Origin of the sequence: Lentzea sp. NPDC051213, assembly GCF_044455585.1 — a bacterium.
Classification (GTDB): domain Bacteria; phylum Actinomycetota; class Actinomycetes; order Mycobacteriales; family Pseudonocardiaceae; genus Lentzea.
Window position 1 is genome coordinate 1279989 of the sequence record NZ_JBITEX010000001.1, and the last position, 13104, is coordinate 1293092.

The 13104-nt window shown below is 70.2% G+C and carries 14 protein-coding genes; 9 read left to right on the plus strand and 5 right to left on the minus strand.

Annotated features, from left to right (window positions below; translation table 11 throughout):
* Nucleotides 1–79: 79 nt before the first annotated feature.
* Complete coding sequence (locus ACIA8G_RS05485) at nt 80–1009, minus strand: alpha/beta hydrolase fold domain-containing protein (RefSeq protein WP_396417035.1); 930 nt, start codon at nt 1007–1009, stop codon at nt 80–82.
* Nucleotides 1006–1359 (minus strand): aldo/keto reductase, encoded by a 354-nt coding sequence (locus ACIA8G_RS05490; protein WP_396417036.1) that lies wholly within the window; start codon nt 1357–1359, stop codon nt 1006–1008. The genes ACIA8G_RS05485 and ACIA8G_RS05490 overlap by 4 nt, the downstream gene beginning before the upstream one ends.
* Before the next feature lie 40 nt (nt 1360–1399).
* On the opposite strand from ACIA8G_RS05490, the gene ACIA8G_RS05495 reads away from it, so the two are divergent.
* Complete coding sequence (locus ACIA8G_RS05495; RefSeq protein WP_396417037.1) at nt 1400–2047, plus strand: TetR/AcrR family transcriptional regulator; 648 nt, start codon at nt 1400–1402, stop codon at nt 2045–2047.
* A gap of 180 nt (nt 2048–2227) precedes the next feature.
* Nucleotides 2228–3445, plus strand: a complete 1218-nt coding sequence (locus tag ACIA8G_RS05500; RefSeq protein WP_396417038.1) for a cytochrome P450 — start codon at nt 2228–2230, stop codon at nt 3443–3445.
* 88 nt (nt 3446–3533) lie between these two features.
* Here ACIA8G_RS05500 and ACIA8G_RS05505 read toward each other — a convergent pair whose 3' ends face one another.
* Nucleotides 3534–4346 carry a helix-turn-helix domain-containing protein gene (locus tag ACIA8G_RS05505; RefSeq protein WP_396417039.1) on the minus strand — a complete coding sequence of 271 codons (813 nt, stop codon included), beginning with the start codon at nt 4344–4346 and terminating at the stop codon, nt 3534–3536.
* 93 nt (nt 4347–4439) lie between these two features.
* Here ACIA8G_RS05505 and ACIA8G_RS05510 point away from each other — a divergent pair, with 93 nt between their 5' ends.
* The 7 genes from ACIA8G_RS05510 (at nt 4440) to ACIA8G_RS05540 (ending at nt 11155) form a co-directional block, all read left to right on the plus strand.
* Entirely contained in the window at nt 4440–5636 is a 1197-nt protein-coding gene (locus tag ACIA8G_RS05510; RefSeq protein WP_396417040.1) for a Gfo/Idh/MocA family protein, read from the plus strand.
* Nucleotides 5599–6804, plus strand: coding sequence for an MFS transporter (locus ACIA8G_RS05515; RefSeq protein ID WP_396417041.1), 1206 nt, complete (start codon nt 5599–5601; stop codon nt 6802–6804). The genes ACIA8G_RS05510 and ACIA8G_RS05515 overlap by 38 nt, the downstream gene beginning before the upstream one ends.
* A gap of 75 nt (nt 6805–6879) precedes the next feature.
* Complete coding sequence (locus ACIA8G_RS05520; RefSeq protein ID WP_396417042.1) at nt 6880–7659, plus strand: SDR family oxidoreductase; 780 nt, start codon at nt 6880–6882, stop codon at nt 7657–7659.
* On the plus strand, nt 7659–8504 hold the full coding sequence (locus ACIA8G_RS05525) for an LLM class F420-dependent oxidoreductase (RefSeq protein WP_396417320.1): 846 nt from the start codon (nt 7659–7661) through the stop codon (nt 8502–8504). The genes ACIA8G_RS05520 and ACIA8G_RS05525 overlap by 1 nt, the downstream gene beginning before the upstream one ends.
* Before the next feature lie 9 nt (nt 8505–8513).
* Nucleotides 8514–9608 (plus strand): diacylglycerol kinase, encoded by a 1095-nt coding sequence (locus tag ACIA8G_RS05530; RefSeq protein WP_396417043.1) that lies wholly within the window; start codon nt 8514–8516, stop codon nt 9606–9608.
* A complete protein-coding gene (locus ACIA8G_RS05535) occupies nt 9595–10335 on the plus strand; it encodes a glucose 1-dehydrogenase (RefSeq protein ID WP_396417044.1) in 741 nt (246 codons plus the stop codon). The genes ACIA8G_RS05530 and ACIA8G_RS05535 overlap by 14 nt, the downstream gene beginning before the upstream one ends.
* Nucleotides 10336–10342: 7 nt before the next feature.
* Nucleotides 10343–11155 carry an SDR family oxidoreductase gene (locus ACIA8G_RS05540; RefSeq protein ID WP_396417045.1) on the plus strand — a complete coding sequence of 271 codons (813 nt, stop codon included), beginning with the start codon at nt 10343–10345 and terminating at the stop codon, nt 11153–11155.
* 7 nt (nt 11156–11162) lie between these two features.
* Here ACIA8G_RS05540 and ACIA8G_RS05545 read toward each other — a convergent pair whose 3' ends face one another.
* Both ACIA8G_RS05545 and ACIA8G_RS05550 read right to left on the minus strand, forming a co-directional pair.
* Entirely contained in the window at nt 11163–11843 is a 681-nt protein-coding gene (locus tag ACIA8G_RS05545) for a response regulator (RefSeq protein ID WP_396417046.1), read from the minus strand.
* Nucleotides 11840–13066, minus strand: coding sequence for a sensor histidine kinase (locus tag ACIA8G_RS05550; RefSeq protein ID WP_396417047.1), 1227 nt, complete (start codon nt 13064–13066; stop codon nt 11840–11842). The genes ACIA8G_RS05545 and ACIA8G_RS05550 overlap by 4 nt, the downstream gene beginning before the upstream one ends.
* Nucleotides 13067–13104 lie beyond the last annotated feature (38 nt).

The following is a 13104-nucleotide window of genomic DNA, read 5'->3' on the forward strand; positions in this document are numbered from 1 at the left end:
ACGAGACGCTTGAAGACTGCATGCGCGTCGTGTGCGCGGATGCTCAGCCGGGTTGCGGCGGTCCAGTTCAACGGGGCGGTCATCTGGCGGTCAGCGCGCGACTCAGCGCCTGTGCCTGCAGTCGCCAGAACTCCCGGGTGACCTCGGCTTTGGGGAACAGAGCGTCGAATCCGTGGAACGCGCCGGGGATGACGTCGAGTTCGCAGGGGACGTTGTTCTCGGTCAGCCTACGGGCGTACTCGACGTCCTCGTCGTGGAACAGGTCGAGGGCGCCGACGCCGATCCAGGCAGGCGGGAGACCGGTGAGATCCTTGCGGCGGGCCGCCGCCGCGTACGGCGAGACGTCGGGGCCGGCGACGGCGTCACCCAGGTAGGTCGACCAGGCGAAGCGGTTGCTCTTCGGGGTCCACATGCGATGGCCGCGGGTGTCGATGTCCGTGCGCAACGTGGTGCGGTCGTCGAGCATCGGGTAGACCAGCAACTGGAACACGGGACGGATCTCGGCGCGGTCGTGGGCGAGCAGGGCCAGTGCCGCGGCGAGCCCTCCGCCTGCGCTCGCGCCGCCGATCGCGATGCGGTCAGGGTCGATCTGGAGTTCGTCGGCGTGCGCGACGAGGCCTTGCAACGCGGCGTAGACGTCCTCGGCCGCGGCGGGTGCGGGACTTGTGACCGAGAGTCGGTAGCTCACGGCCGCGACGGTGATGCCTAGCTCGCGGGCGAAGGCGGCGTTGGGGCGGTCGTCCTGCTGTGGTGACCCGAAGAGGAGTCCGCCGCCGTGGATCCACAGCAGAGCGGGAGCTTTGGTGCTTAAGCCGGTTGGCTGGAAGACGCGCAGCGACACCGGCGGCGCTCCTTGCGGTCCGGGCACGAACAGCTCTCGAACCGTGACGCCCGGCTCGGGGGCGGTGGGGCGGGGCGTCAGACGGCGCATGACGCGAGCCGTCCGCGGGCCGACGGAGATCTTGGGGATGAAGCGTGCGATCGCGAGATCGGGGTGGAAGGAACTCATCTGTGGCCTTGGTTCTCCGGGTTCTGTTCAGCCGGGCCGGTTGGCTCGGCTTCCGCGCTGTGTGGCTCGGGACGGCTGTCGAGGCCGCCCTGACGGGTGAAGCCGAACTTCGTCGCGATCACGACCTCGTCGCGGAAGCCCGCGACGGCACGGCCGACGATCTTCTCGTTGTCGCCCCAGCCGTAGAACTCGGCGGTGTCGAAGAACGTGACGCCCAGATCGTGGGCGCGCTGGATGGCCTTGATGCCACCTTGTTCGTCGCTGGGGCCGTAGGCCATGGAGACGCCCATCGCGCCGTAGCCGATCGCCGACGCGGTCAGGCCCTGCTGACCAAGTGTCCTGTGCTGCATGGGAACAGTCCTTCGGCTGGGGTGCGGTAGGTTCATCGTTGTGAAAGCTGATTCACCGGTTCCGTTGCCGGTCGAGGTGATGACGAGCCGTCAGCTCGCTCGCCGGGCCCGGCTCATCGAGACCGTGATCAAGCTCGTCACCGAATCCGGCTCGTCCGCGGTCCAGATGCGTGACGTGACCGAGAGGTCCGGGGTCGCGCTGGGCACCGTGTACCGCTACTTCCGGTCGAAGGACCATCTCGTGGCCGTCGCTGTGCTGGAGTGGCAGGGCACGGTCACGCGCCGGATCCTGGCGTCGAAGAACGGCGAGGCCGACGCGCTCGTGGTGGTGAAGGACTTCCTGCGCCGTGCGCTGCAGGCGTTCGATCGCGCCCCTGGGATGGCCGTGATCATGATGCAGATGCTGGCATCGTCCGATCCGGACGCGCGGGAGTTCGTGGAGCAGGGCGAGATCGTGCTGACCGCCGCGCTCGACGACCTGCTCGTCGAAGTTGCCCGTGACGACGTCTTCCAGGTGCGGCTCGCGCTCACCTGCGTGCTGTGGGACGCGATCAAGCGCATGGCCGGCGGGCGCATCGCCTTCTCCGACGCGCTCGCCCAGGTCGAAGGTGTCGCCGACATCCTGCTGCGAGGACGTGTCCAGCGCTCCGGTTCGTCGCGCAAGGGTCGCTCGCGCGCTTCGGCCTGATCCAGCAGGTCCACGCCGGTATCCCCGGTTCTGGTAGAACCACGTTTCACCCATGCCTCCCACTGTCTCAGCCTGCCTTCGGTGTCTCGTTTGGATGCGGAACTTCGTGTTGCAGAAAATGAAACCGTGTTCTAATTTGATGCTAGCAAAGGAACTTGGGCAAGTGTTTGGAGGACCTGTTTGAGTACCGCCGACTCCCGGATGCGGCTGCCGTTCGCCCGGCTCAACGCGATCGACATCGCTCCGATGTACCGGGTGTTGCACCGTGAGGGCGCTCCCGTCGAGGTGCTCACCCCGGCCGGTGACCCCGCGTGGCTGATCACCCGGTTCGAGCAGAACCGGCGAATCCTCGCCGACCCCCGGTTCGGGCGCTCACACCCGATCCCCGAGCAGGCGTCCCGGGTCTCCGACGCCGGTGTCGCCAGTGGTCCGAGCGGCGGCGACCAGGAGCAGGAGCAGATCGACCACAACCGCATGCGGTCGCTGCTGGTGCCCGCGTTCTCCGCTACCCGCATGCGCAGGCTCGGCAGCCACGTCCAGGAGCTGGTCGACGAGTGCGTCGACGACATGATCGCCCTGCACGACCGCGACTCCGGCCGGCCCGTCGACTTGCACGCGATGCTGTCGTTCCCGTTGCCGGTGCTGGTGATCTGCGAGCTGCTCGGCGTGCCTTACACGGATCGGGAGTACTTCCACGACCTGTCCGTCCGGTGTGGACGGATGGACATCGGTGCCGAGGCCAAGGCCGCCATGGCCGAGCTGATCAGGTACGTGCTGCGGCTGGCCGAGGTGAAGCGGGCCCACCCCGGGCAGGACGTGATCACCGACCTGGTGCGGGCGCAGGCCGCCGACCCCACGTTCGACGAGTACGAGATGGGCCGCCTGGCTGCCGCCGTGCTGTTCGCCGGGCACGAGACGACGGTCACCCGTCTCGACATGGGCGCGGTGTTCCTGCTGACCGACTGGGCTCGCCGCGACCGGTTCGCCGCCGACCCCGAGCGGCACGCGCAGTCCACTGTGGAGGAAGTGCTGCGGATGACCGCCGTCGGCGAGCTCAACCTGCTGCGTTACGCCCGCGAGGACGTCGAGCTCGACGGGATCACGATCAGACGCGGCGACGCCGTGCTGCTCGCGGTCGCCGCGGCCAACCGGGACCCTGAGGTGTTCACCTATCCCAACGAGTTCAACCCCGGTCGCAGTCCGAACGTCCACCTGGGGTTCGGTCACGGCGGCCACTTCTGCATCGGTGCCAGCCTGGCTCGCACCGAACTCCGGATCGCGCTGACGACGCTGTTCCGCCGGATTCCCGGGCTGCGGCTGGCCGTCGCGCCGTCCGAGCTGGAGGTTCAGCCGGGCTCGCTCCTGGGCGGGCTGGTGTCCTTGCCTGTCACTTGGTAGCGGCCGCTACACCCGCCTGAGCCGGTGGTCGCGGCCCGGCTCGCTCCAGGCGGCTGGTATCGCTGCCCGTCACCTGGTAGCGGCCGCGCTACACCCGCCTGAGCCGGTGATCGCGGCGGAACGTCGCCGGTGGGACGCCGCCCGCCGAGCTGAAGGCGGTGTAGAAGCGGCTGACCGAGCCGAATCCGGACTCCGCCGAGACCCGCTCGACCGGGAGGTCGGTGGTGATGAGCAACCGGCGGGCTTCGGCGAGCCGGCGCTGGGTCAGGTAGTCGAGCACGGTGGTGTGCACGACCCGGCGGAACTGGGTCATCGCGTAGTTGGGGTGGAGCCGGGCCGCGGCGGCGACGTCGGCGACGGTGAGCGGCTCGCGGAAGTGTTCGGCGATGTGCCGGACCATGGCGATGACCTGGCGCAGGGCCGGGTCATCGCCGGAGTACTGGCGCACGGGTTCCCCGACGGTGGCGAGCGCCAGCCGGCGGACCCGTGCCTCGACCTCGAGCATGGCGATCCGGTGCAGTTCCGGTTGATCGCTGTCCAGGTCTTCCGCCCACTGGGCGAAGTTCGCCGGATCGGTGGCGATGGCCGCCGAGGGCGGGGCGATCAGCGGCATGCCGGACATCAGGCGGCTGACGAGTGAGTCGGGCAGGCCCCAGGACAGGAAGTTCTCGAACGGCAGGTGCACCCAGTGGGCGCGCGTCGCGGAGTTGGCGATGAGCTGGTGCGGCACTGCTGCCCAGAACGCGGCGACGCTGCCCGGCCCGACCTCGACGGGCACCCCGCCGAACAGGTAGAGCATCGTGCCGCCCTCGGCGACCAGGTTGAGTTCCAGGTCGTCGTGCTGATGGGCGCTGCACATCACCGTCGGCCTGCCCGCCCATCCGACAGGAGCGGCCGGCATCTGAGAATCCAAGAGGTTCTCGCTCTCATCGACGAAGACGTCGCGGATCGTAGCCACCTACGGTCGTGACCGTCCACGAATCGAGGAGGTCAGTTGTTCTCTCTGGGCATCGTCGGTGCCGGCCAGTTCGCCGGGCAGTTCGCCCGGTTGTGGCGGTTGCATCCCGGCGTCGGCGACATCCTCGCCACCGACCTGATGGGGGAGCGGGCCGCGCGGCTGGTCGCCGAGTACGACCTCGCCGGCACAGTTCCGTCGTACGAGGCCATGCTCGACTCGGACGTCGACGCGGTGGCGATCTTCACCCAGCGCTGGACGCACGGGCCGCTCGTGGTCAAGGCACTGCGCGCGGGCAAACACGTCTACTCCGCGGTGCCGATGGCCGTGACGCAGCAGGAGATCGCGGCCATCATCGACGCGGTCGGGGACACCGGCCTGACCTACATGATGGGCGAGACGAGCTACTACCACCCGGCCACCGTCCACGCCCGCGACCAGATCGCCAAAGGTGCCTTCGGCCGCCTGTTCTACGCCGAGGGCGACTACGTCCACGACATGGATCTCGGCTTCTACGACGCCTACCGGTACAGCGGCGGCGAGAACTGGAAGGCCACCGCGAGCTACCCGCCGCTGTTGTACCCGACCCACTCCATCGGCGGCGTCCTGGGCGCCTGGCAGACGCACGCGACCAGCGTTTCCGCCATCGGCGTCATCGATGAGCGCGGGGACGGCGTGTTCGACCGGTCCGTGAGCCAGTTCGGCAACGACTTCTCCAACGCCACCGCGCTGTTCGAGGTCGACGGAGGCGGTGCGTTCCGCACCAACGAGTTCCGGCGCGTCGGCTACCCCTCGCACATCCGGGAGTCGCGGTTCCGGTTCTTCGGCACCGACGCCAGTCTGGAGCAGCTGGCGACGGTCAGCCTCTGGCAGGACAAGAACGGCGTCGAGGACATCACCGCGCATCTGTTGCCGCTGACCACCCTGGACGCCGATGACCCGTCGCTGGCCCACGTCGCCCCGGCCCTGCGGGACTCCTTCACGTCGGGTTCGGCGCCTGTACACGACCGGTCGCGGCTGCCGGCGGAGTTCGCCACCACCTCCAACGGGCACGAGGGCAGTCACCACTTCCTCGCGGACGACTTCGTGACCGCGGTCAACACCGGATCGCTGCCACCGGTCCACGCCTGGGCCGCGGCGCGGTACACGCTGCCGGGCATCGTCGCGCACGAGTCGGCTCTGAACGGAGGGACCCGGCTTGTCATCCCCGACTTCGGCGACGCACCGTCCCGCTGAGAGCGCGTCGGCGCTGCGGGTCACACTCGCCTCACCCCTGCACCGCGGTGCGACCGTCGCGATGTTCCTGTCCGGGCTGGGGTTCTCGGCCGCGGCGCCGCAGATCGCGCTGTTCCTGGTGAACGATCTCCACGTGTCGCTGGCGTCCGCCGGCCTGTTCTACCTCACCAGCCTCACCGCGCCGGTGGCCGGCTACCTGATCGGTGCGCGGTCGGACCGCACGGGCCGGCGCCTGGGGCTGTTCCGGTGGTGTGCGGTGGCCGGGTTTCTGGGCTGGCTCGGGATCGCGGGGTCCACCCAGGCGTGGATGCCGTTCGTGATCAGCGCGATCGTTCTGGCGTTCGCGGGTGCCGCCGGTTCGCAGCTCTTCGCCGCCGTCCACGACGATCTGCGCGCCGACGGCACCGATCGAGCCGACGACGTCGTCTCGATCGTGCGGATGGCGCTGACGGCGGGATGGATCGTCGGACCGGTCGCGGGCGCGGTCCTCGCCGCCGCCGTCAGCCCGCGGGCGATGCTCGTGGCGACCGCGCTCTGCACGCTGGCGCAGATCATCCCGCTGGGTTTCCTGCGCGACACCACCGTGCCTGTCCACATCGGACCCGAGCACGTCGTCCGGCTGCGGAGAATGCTGCCCCTGCTCGCCTTCACGGGCCTGTACGTGCTCGTCTACGCGGGCGAACCCATCAAGTACGCCTACCTCCCCATCTACCTGCACGACGATCTCAGGCTGCCGGCCGTGGTCAGCGGCGCGACCATCGGGATCCAGCCCCTGGTCGAGCTGCTGCTGATGCCGGTGGCCGTCGTGGTCGCCCGCCGGGTGGGTGCGATGCGGCTGATGGTGGCCGGCGCCGCGTCCGGGGTCGGCGCGAACCTCTGCTTCGCGTTGACGGGCAACGTCTTCGGCATGTTCGCCGGGCAGTTCCTGATGGGTGGCGTCTGGGGCGTGTTCGCCGCTCTCGGCATCATCGTCGCCCAGCGGCTGCTCCCGGACGCCGTCGCGACCGCCTCGGCGATCTTCCTCAGTTCGACCGCGATCGCCAGCGCGCTGGGCGGCCTCACCGGTGGAGTGGGCATCAGCGTTCTCGGACTTCCGCTGGTGTTCCTGGCCCCCGCGGCTTTCGGCGTCATCGCCGCGGCGGGGCTCGCGGTCATGAGCCGCCGCTGAACAAATGCGCGGCATTGTCAGACCGCATGCCCGACGCTAGTGTGGACACATGTCCAGTCGGATGTCTGATCTGTCATGAGGCCCCAGCATCCCGACAGGCGGCCCGCGGTGGTCACCGGTGCGTCGTCGGGGATCGGCGCGGCGGCCGCGGTCGCGCTGGCCGGCGCCGGGTACCCGGTCGCCCTGGGGGCGCGCCGCGTCGACAAGTGTGAGGAACTGGCCGAACAGATCCGCGGCAGCGGTGGTGAGGCCGTCGTGCACGCCCTCGACCTCACCGATCCGGACTCGGTCAAGGCATTCGCCGAGGCGGTGACCCGGTCGTTGGGGAACGTCGAGGTCCTCGTGAGCAACGCCGGACGGCTTGCTCCTGGCGCGATCCACGCGGTCGACACCGGCGAGTTCGGCCGGGACGTCGACCTGAACCTGGTGGGGGCGCACCGGTTGGTCCGCGCCTTCGTTCCCGGCATGGTCGCCAGGCAGCGCGGCGACGTCGTGTTCGTCTCGTCGGACGTGGCAGGGCGGGCCCGGCCGTTCGTCTCGGCCTACACCGCGTCGAAGTGGGGGCTGGAGGGCATGGCGCACCAGTTGCAGATGGAGCTCGAGGGCACCGGGGTCCGCGCGTCGATCGTGCGGCCGGGACCCACGCGCAGCGAGCTGGGCACCGACTTCTCGGCCGAGGACGTCGAACTCCTCATCGCGAAGTGGGTGCACTGGGGCCACGCCCGGCATCCCAGGATGCTGCGGTCCTCGGCGATCGCCGACGCGATCCTGTCCGTCGTCTCGGCACCCAGAGGCGTCCACATCAACGCGATCGAGGTGTCTCCCGAAGCTCCCATCATCGAGGTGGACGCATGATGAGACACGGGATCGTGCTGTTCACCAGCGACCGCGGGATCACGCCGGCCGACGCGGCGCTGGCGGCCGAGGAGCAAGGGTTCAGCTCGTTCTACGTCCCCGAGCACACGCACATTCCGGTCCGACGTGAGGCCGCCCATCCCTACACGGGTGACCGGACGCTTCCCGATGACCGCTATCTGCGGACCCTCGACCCCTGGGTCGCGCTGGCCACCGCGGCGCAGGTGACCTCACGCATCCGGCTCGCGACCGCGGTGGCCCTGCCCGTCGAGTCCGACCCGATCACCCTCGCCAAGACGGTGGCCACGCTGGACCACGTCTCGGGTGGCCGTGTCACGATCGGCGCAGGTTTCGGCTGGAACACCGACGAACTCGAAGACCACCACGTCCCCGCCGCCCGGCGACGGACGGTGCTGCGCGAGTACGTCGAGGCGATGCGGGCGTTGTGGACGCAGGACGAGGCGGCCTACGCGGGGGAGTTCGTCTCGTTCGGACCGTCCTGGGCGTACCCGAAGCCGGCGCAGCCGCACATCCCGCTCGTCATCGGCGCGGGAGGCGGGCCGAAGACCTTCGAGTGGATCGCGCGTTCCGCCGACGGGTGGATGACCACGCCGACCGAGCAGGACGTCGTGGAGAAGTGCGATCGACTGCGCAAGGCGTGGGCGGCCGCGGGACGAACCGGCCGGCCGCAGGTGCACCTGCTCGCCATGGAGAAGCCCACGCCCGAAAACCTGGCAACGTGGGAGGAGGCCGGCGTCACCGACCTGATGTGGGGCCTTCCCGACCGGCCGGCCGACGAGGTGGTCGGGTTCATCGCCCGCCACGCCCGGCGCCTCGGACTGTAGGGCCGACGCATGGCAATCCGAGTCGCTCACGTCGGTACCGGGAACGTCGGCAGGCTGGCGCTGGCTCACCTGATCGAGGACGCGAGGTTCGAGCTCACGGGGCTTTGCGTGTCGTCCGGCCACAAAGAGGGCCAGGACGCCGGCGCGCTCGCCGGGCTGGGCCTCGCCACCGGGGTGACGGCGACGCGCGACCTGTCCGCCCTGCTGGCGGCCGAACCCGACTGCGTCGTCTACTGCGCCATGGGGGACAACAGGTTTCCCGCGGCCGTGGCCGACTGCCGGCAGATCCTGCAGGCCGGTTGCAACGTCGTGGGCACCGCTCCGACCGCGCTCATCCATCCCTGGCAGGTGATTCCGGACAAGTACATCGATCCGCTGGAGGCAGCCGCGCGGTCGGGCGGGGCGAGCCTGTTCATCAGCGGGGTGGACCCGGGATTCACCAACGACCTGATCCCGTTCGCGCTCGCCGGCACCTGCCGGTTCGTCGAGCAGGTGCGCTGCACGGAGATCGCCGACTACGCGACCTACGACGGCGCCACGGTCATGTTCGACGTCATGGGCTTCGGCACGCCGGCGGAGCACGTCCCGATGCTGCTGCAGCCAGGCATGCTCGGCATGGCCTGGGGCGTGACGATCCGGCAGCTGGCGGACGGACTCGGCCTGGAGCTCGACGGCATCACCGAGTCCGTGGAACGCGAACCCGCGCCAGAGGCCTTCGACATCGCCGCCGGGCACATCCCCCGAGGCGGTCAGGCCGCGCTCCGCTTCGAGGTCAAGGGAATCGTGGCCGGACGGCCCGCGATCGTCGTCGAGCACGTCACGCGACTGCGCGCCGACCTCCGCCCCGACTGGCCGCAGCCCGCGCAGCCCGGTGGTTCCTACCGGGTGGAGATCGCGGGCGAGCCTTCGTACACAGTGGACATCTGCCCGAGCAGCCGTGCGGGCGACCACAACCACGCCGCGATCCTGGCCGGTGCCGGCCGGGTCGTGAACGCGATTCCCGCCGTGGTGGCGGCGGAACCCGGTATCCGCACGACTCTCGACCTGCCGTTGGTCACCGGCAACCAGCACCTGAGAGAGGTGACTTTTCATGGGACGTGTTGACGGCAAGGTAGCCCTGATCAGTGGCGGCGCCCGGGGTATCGGTGCGGCCGCGGCCCAGACGCTCGTCGCGGAGGGCGCGCAGGTGGTGATCGGCGACATCCGCGACGATGAGGGCAAGGAGCTGGCGGCCGAGCTCGGGGAGCAGGCCCGTTACGTGCACCTCGACGTGACCGATGCGGAGCACTGGACGGCAGCGGTCGGCACGGCGGTGCGGGACTTCGGCAAGCTGAACGTGCTGGTGAACAACGCCGGCATCGCGAACGGCAGTGCACTGCAGAAGTTCCGGCTCGACCGGTGGCAGCAGATCATCGACGTCAACCTCACCGGCACGTTCCTCGGCATGCGCGCCGCCGCGGACGCGCTCATTGCCGCGGGTCACGGGTCGATCATCAACGTGTCGTCCATCGAAGGCCTCCGTGGAACCCCCTGGGCGCACGGCTACGTGGCGTCCAAGTGGGCGGTCCGCGGCCTGACCAAGTCGGTGGCGATGGAGCTGGCGTCGCTGGGGGTGCGGGTCAACTCCCTTCATCCCGGCCTGATCCGCACACCGCTCACCGAGAACATCCCGGACGACATGATCACCATTCCGCTCGGCCGCCCCGGCGTTCCCGCCGACGTCGCCGGCTTCGTGCTGTTCCTCGCCAGTGACGAGTCCTCGTACGCGACCGGAGCCGAGTTCGTCGTGGACGGTGGAGCCGTGCAGAACGTGCCGCACAAGGCACGGTGACTTCCCCTTGCGTGGCAAGAGGATCGCTGTCACCGGTGGTGCACGCGGAATCGGCAGGGCGATCGCGGCCGAGCTGGCGGCAGGCGGGGCGACGGTGGCCATCGGGGACATCGACGCTGCTGCGGCCGAACGGACGGCGGAGGAGCTCGGACTCCCGTCCGCACTGGCGCTCGACGTCGCCGACCCCGGATCGTTCCGCGCGTTCCTCGCCGGCGTCGAGAAAACCCTGGGCGGCATCGACGTCCTGGTGAACAACGCGGGGATCATGCCGGTCGGGCGTTTCGCCGAGGAGACGGACAAGATCACCCGGCGCGTCCTCGACATCAACCTCTACGGCGTCCTGCTCGGCACCAAACTCGTGCTGCCCCAGATGCTTTCGCGTGGAAGCGGGCACATCGTGAACATCGCGTCGCTCGCCGGTGAGAACCCGACACCGGGGATGGCCACCTACTGCGCCAGCAAACAGGCGGTGCTGGGCTTCACCGAAGCCATGCGCCTGGAGCACCGAGCCACCGGCGTGCACTTCTCCGCGGTGCTGCCGACCTTCACCAGGACCGAGCTCATCGCGGGCACCCGTGCGCCGCTGGGCCTGCTGGCCGAGCCGCAGGCGGTCGCCGCGGCCGTCGCCAGGTTGATCGCCAGGCCGCGGCGCCGGGTCACTGTCACCAGGGCGGCCGGGATCCTGGCGGCGTTCAACAAGCTGACGCCACGCCCCGTCGGTGAGTACCTGGCCAGGAAACTGGGCGTGCACAAGGCTTTCACCGACGACGTCGACCGGGTCGCCCGGCGCGGCTACGACGACCGGTTGCGGCGCCCCTGAACTCCGGTCACGTGCCGTCGGCGAGGTTGTTGCGGTAGGCGTAGCGCACGGCCTGAGCGCGGTCGGTCGCGCCGATCTTCGCGAAGATGCGGTTGATGTGGGTTTTCACCGTGGCCTGGCTCACCACGAGCCGGTCGCAGATCTCCGCGTTCGACAGGCCCTGGGCGATCAGGACGAGCACCTCGGCCTCGCGCGGGGTCAGACCGTCCGGCGGACCGGTTACCGGGGCTGCGGGCGGGATCGCGCCGGGTTGCAGGGCGGCGACCAGCCTGGCCTGGACCACGGGGTCGAGCCAGGTGTGGCCGTCGTGCACGCGGTGGATCGCCCTCTCGACTTCCTCGTCGTCCGCGTCCTTGGTCAGGTAACCGCGCGCGCCCGCTCTCAGTGCGGGGAAGACCGAGTCGTCGTCCGCGTACGTGGTCAGCACCAGCACCGCCCGGTCCGGCGCCTTCTCCCGGATGGCCGCCGTGGCTGCTATCCCGTCGAGCACCGGCATGTCGAGATCCATCAGCACCACGTCCGGGTGCAGCCGCTCGGCGAGTTCCACCGCCTCGGCACCGTCGCGCGCCGCACCGACCACCTCGATGCCGTCCAGCATGCCGATCAGGAGGACCAGTCCGCTTCGCACGACCTGCTGGTCGTCCGCGACCAGGACCCTGATGCGCCGGTCGCCGCGCTCCTCGGTCACGCGGGAACCTCCATCCGCACTTTCCAGCCGGTCGTGGTCGGTCCCGCGTCGGCGTTGCCGCCGACCGCGCCCAGCCGCTCGCGCATGCCGGCGAGGCCGAGGCCGGAGCCGATGGCCGGGGGTGCTGCCGGCGGGTGGGGTTCGGCGCGCCTGTCCTCGACCGTCAGCGCCGTGCTCCCGGGCTCGTAGCAGAGGATCAGTGTGGTGCAGGCGTTGCGCGCGTACCGGACCGCGTTGGTCAACGCCTCCTGCGCGCCGCGGTACAGGGCGAGATCCGCGTCGGCGGGCAGGGGACGGCGGGTGCCGGTGACGGACATCGTCACGTCGAGTTCGAGGTCCACGCGGTAGCGCTCGACCAGTTCCGGCAGGCGGTCCAGCGACGGCGTCTGCCGCCCGCGCAGTGCGCCGACCGCCCGGCGTGCGTCGCCCAGCCCCTCCCTGACCTGGTGCCCGGCCCGGTCCAGCAGTTCCCGCAGGTCGTCGCCCGCCTGGTCCCGCCGCGCCATCCGCCGCGCGGCCTGGACCTGGATGGCCAGCCCGGACAGGGTCTGGGCGAGGATGTCGTGCAGGTCCTGGGCGATGCGGGTGCGCTCGGCCAGCGCGGCGGCCTCGGTCTCCGCCTCCCTGGCGTCCTCCAGCTGTGCGCGCAGGAGTTCCGCGCGTTCCTCGTGATCGCCTGCCTGCCGCATGCTGATCGCCATCAGGGCGAGGATGACGCAGAACAGCAGCTGGCTGAGCACGGTGCCTGCGCCACCACTGTCCGCAGCGGCCAGCGAGGCGGTGATCAGACCGGCCACGACGACGCCGCCGAGCACGGCGGCCGCTCGCCGCGGCAGCACGAGGAAGGCGGTCAGCACCGCCACCGAGGTGGGCAGGACGGACGTGGAACCGGGCTGGACGATGCCGAGCGCCAGCCCGAATCCGCTGACCAGCAGGCAGAACACGGCGCAGGACACGGGATGCACCACCGGCCACAGGCCCGAGGCGACCGCGGCCAGCGGTACGAGGCTGCCGGCGAGGACCACGGCGACGGCGAGATGCACGCCGCTGCCACCGGGTGCCGGATCGCCGTACGCGGACTGGAGGGCGATGGTCGCCAGGATGCCCCACAGCACCGGTCGCAGCCGCCGGCTCCTGCGCTGGCGCCGATCACGGGCATCGGCGAGTGCCGCCGCCAGCCGGGGGCTGACCGCGATCGACGGGTCGTCCGGGAGGTCCGTCACGCGCTGAAGGATAGGGAGGAGCCCGGCCCTGGAGAGCC

What these genes read in the sequence shown, in the direction of transcription:
- ACIA8G_RS05490 (WP_396417036.1), bottom strand. Translation starts at nt 1,359, where the DNA reads ATGCAGCACAGGACACTTGGTCAGCAGGGCCTGACCGCGTCGGCGATC.
- ACIA8G_RS05525 (WP_396417320.1), top strand. Translation starts at nt 7,659, where the DNA reads ATGAGACACGGGATCGTGCTGTTCACCAGCGACCGCGGGATCACGCCG.
- ACIA8G_RS05505 (WP_396417039.1), bottom strand. Translation starts at nt 4,346, where the DNA reads ATGCCGGCCGCTCCTGTCGGATGGGCGGGCAGGCCGACGGTGATGTGC.
- ACIA8G_RS05530 (WP_396417043.1), top strand. Translation starts at nt 8,514, where the DNA reads ATGGCAATCCGAGTCGCTCACGTCGGTACCGGGAACGTCGGCAGGCTG.
- ACIA8G_RS05485 (WP_396417035.1), bottom strand. Translation starts at nt 1,009, where the DNA reads ATGAGTTCCTTCCACCCCGATCTCGCGATCGCACGCTTCATCCCCAAG.
- ACIA8G_RS05535 (WP_396417044.1), top strand. Translation starts at nt 9,595, where the DNA reads ATGGGACGTGTTGACGGCAAGGTAGCCCTGATCAGTGGCGGCGCCCGG.
- ACIA8G_RS05520 (WP_396417042.1), top strand. Translation starts at nt 6,880, where the DNA reads ATGAGGCCCCAGCATCCCGACAGGCGGCCCGCGGTGGTCACCGGTGCG.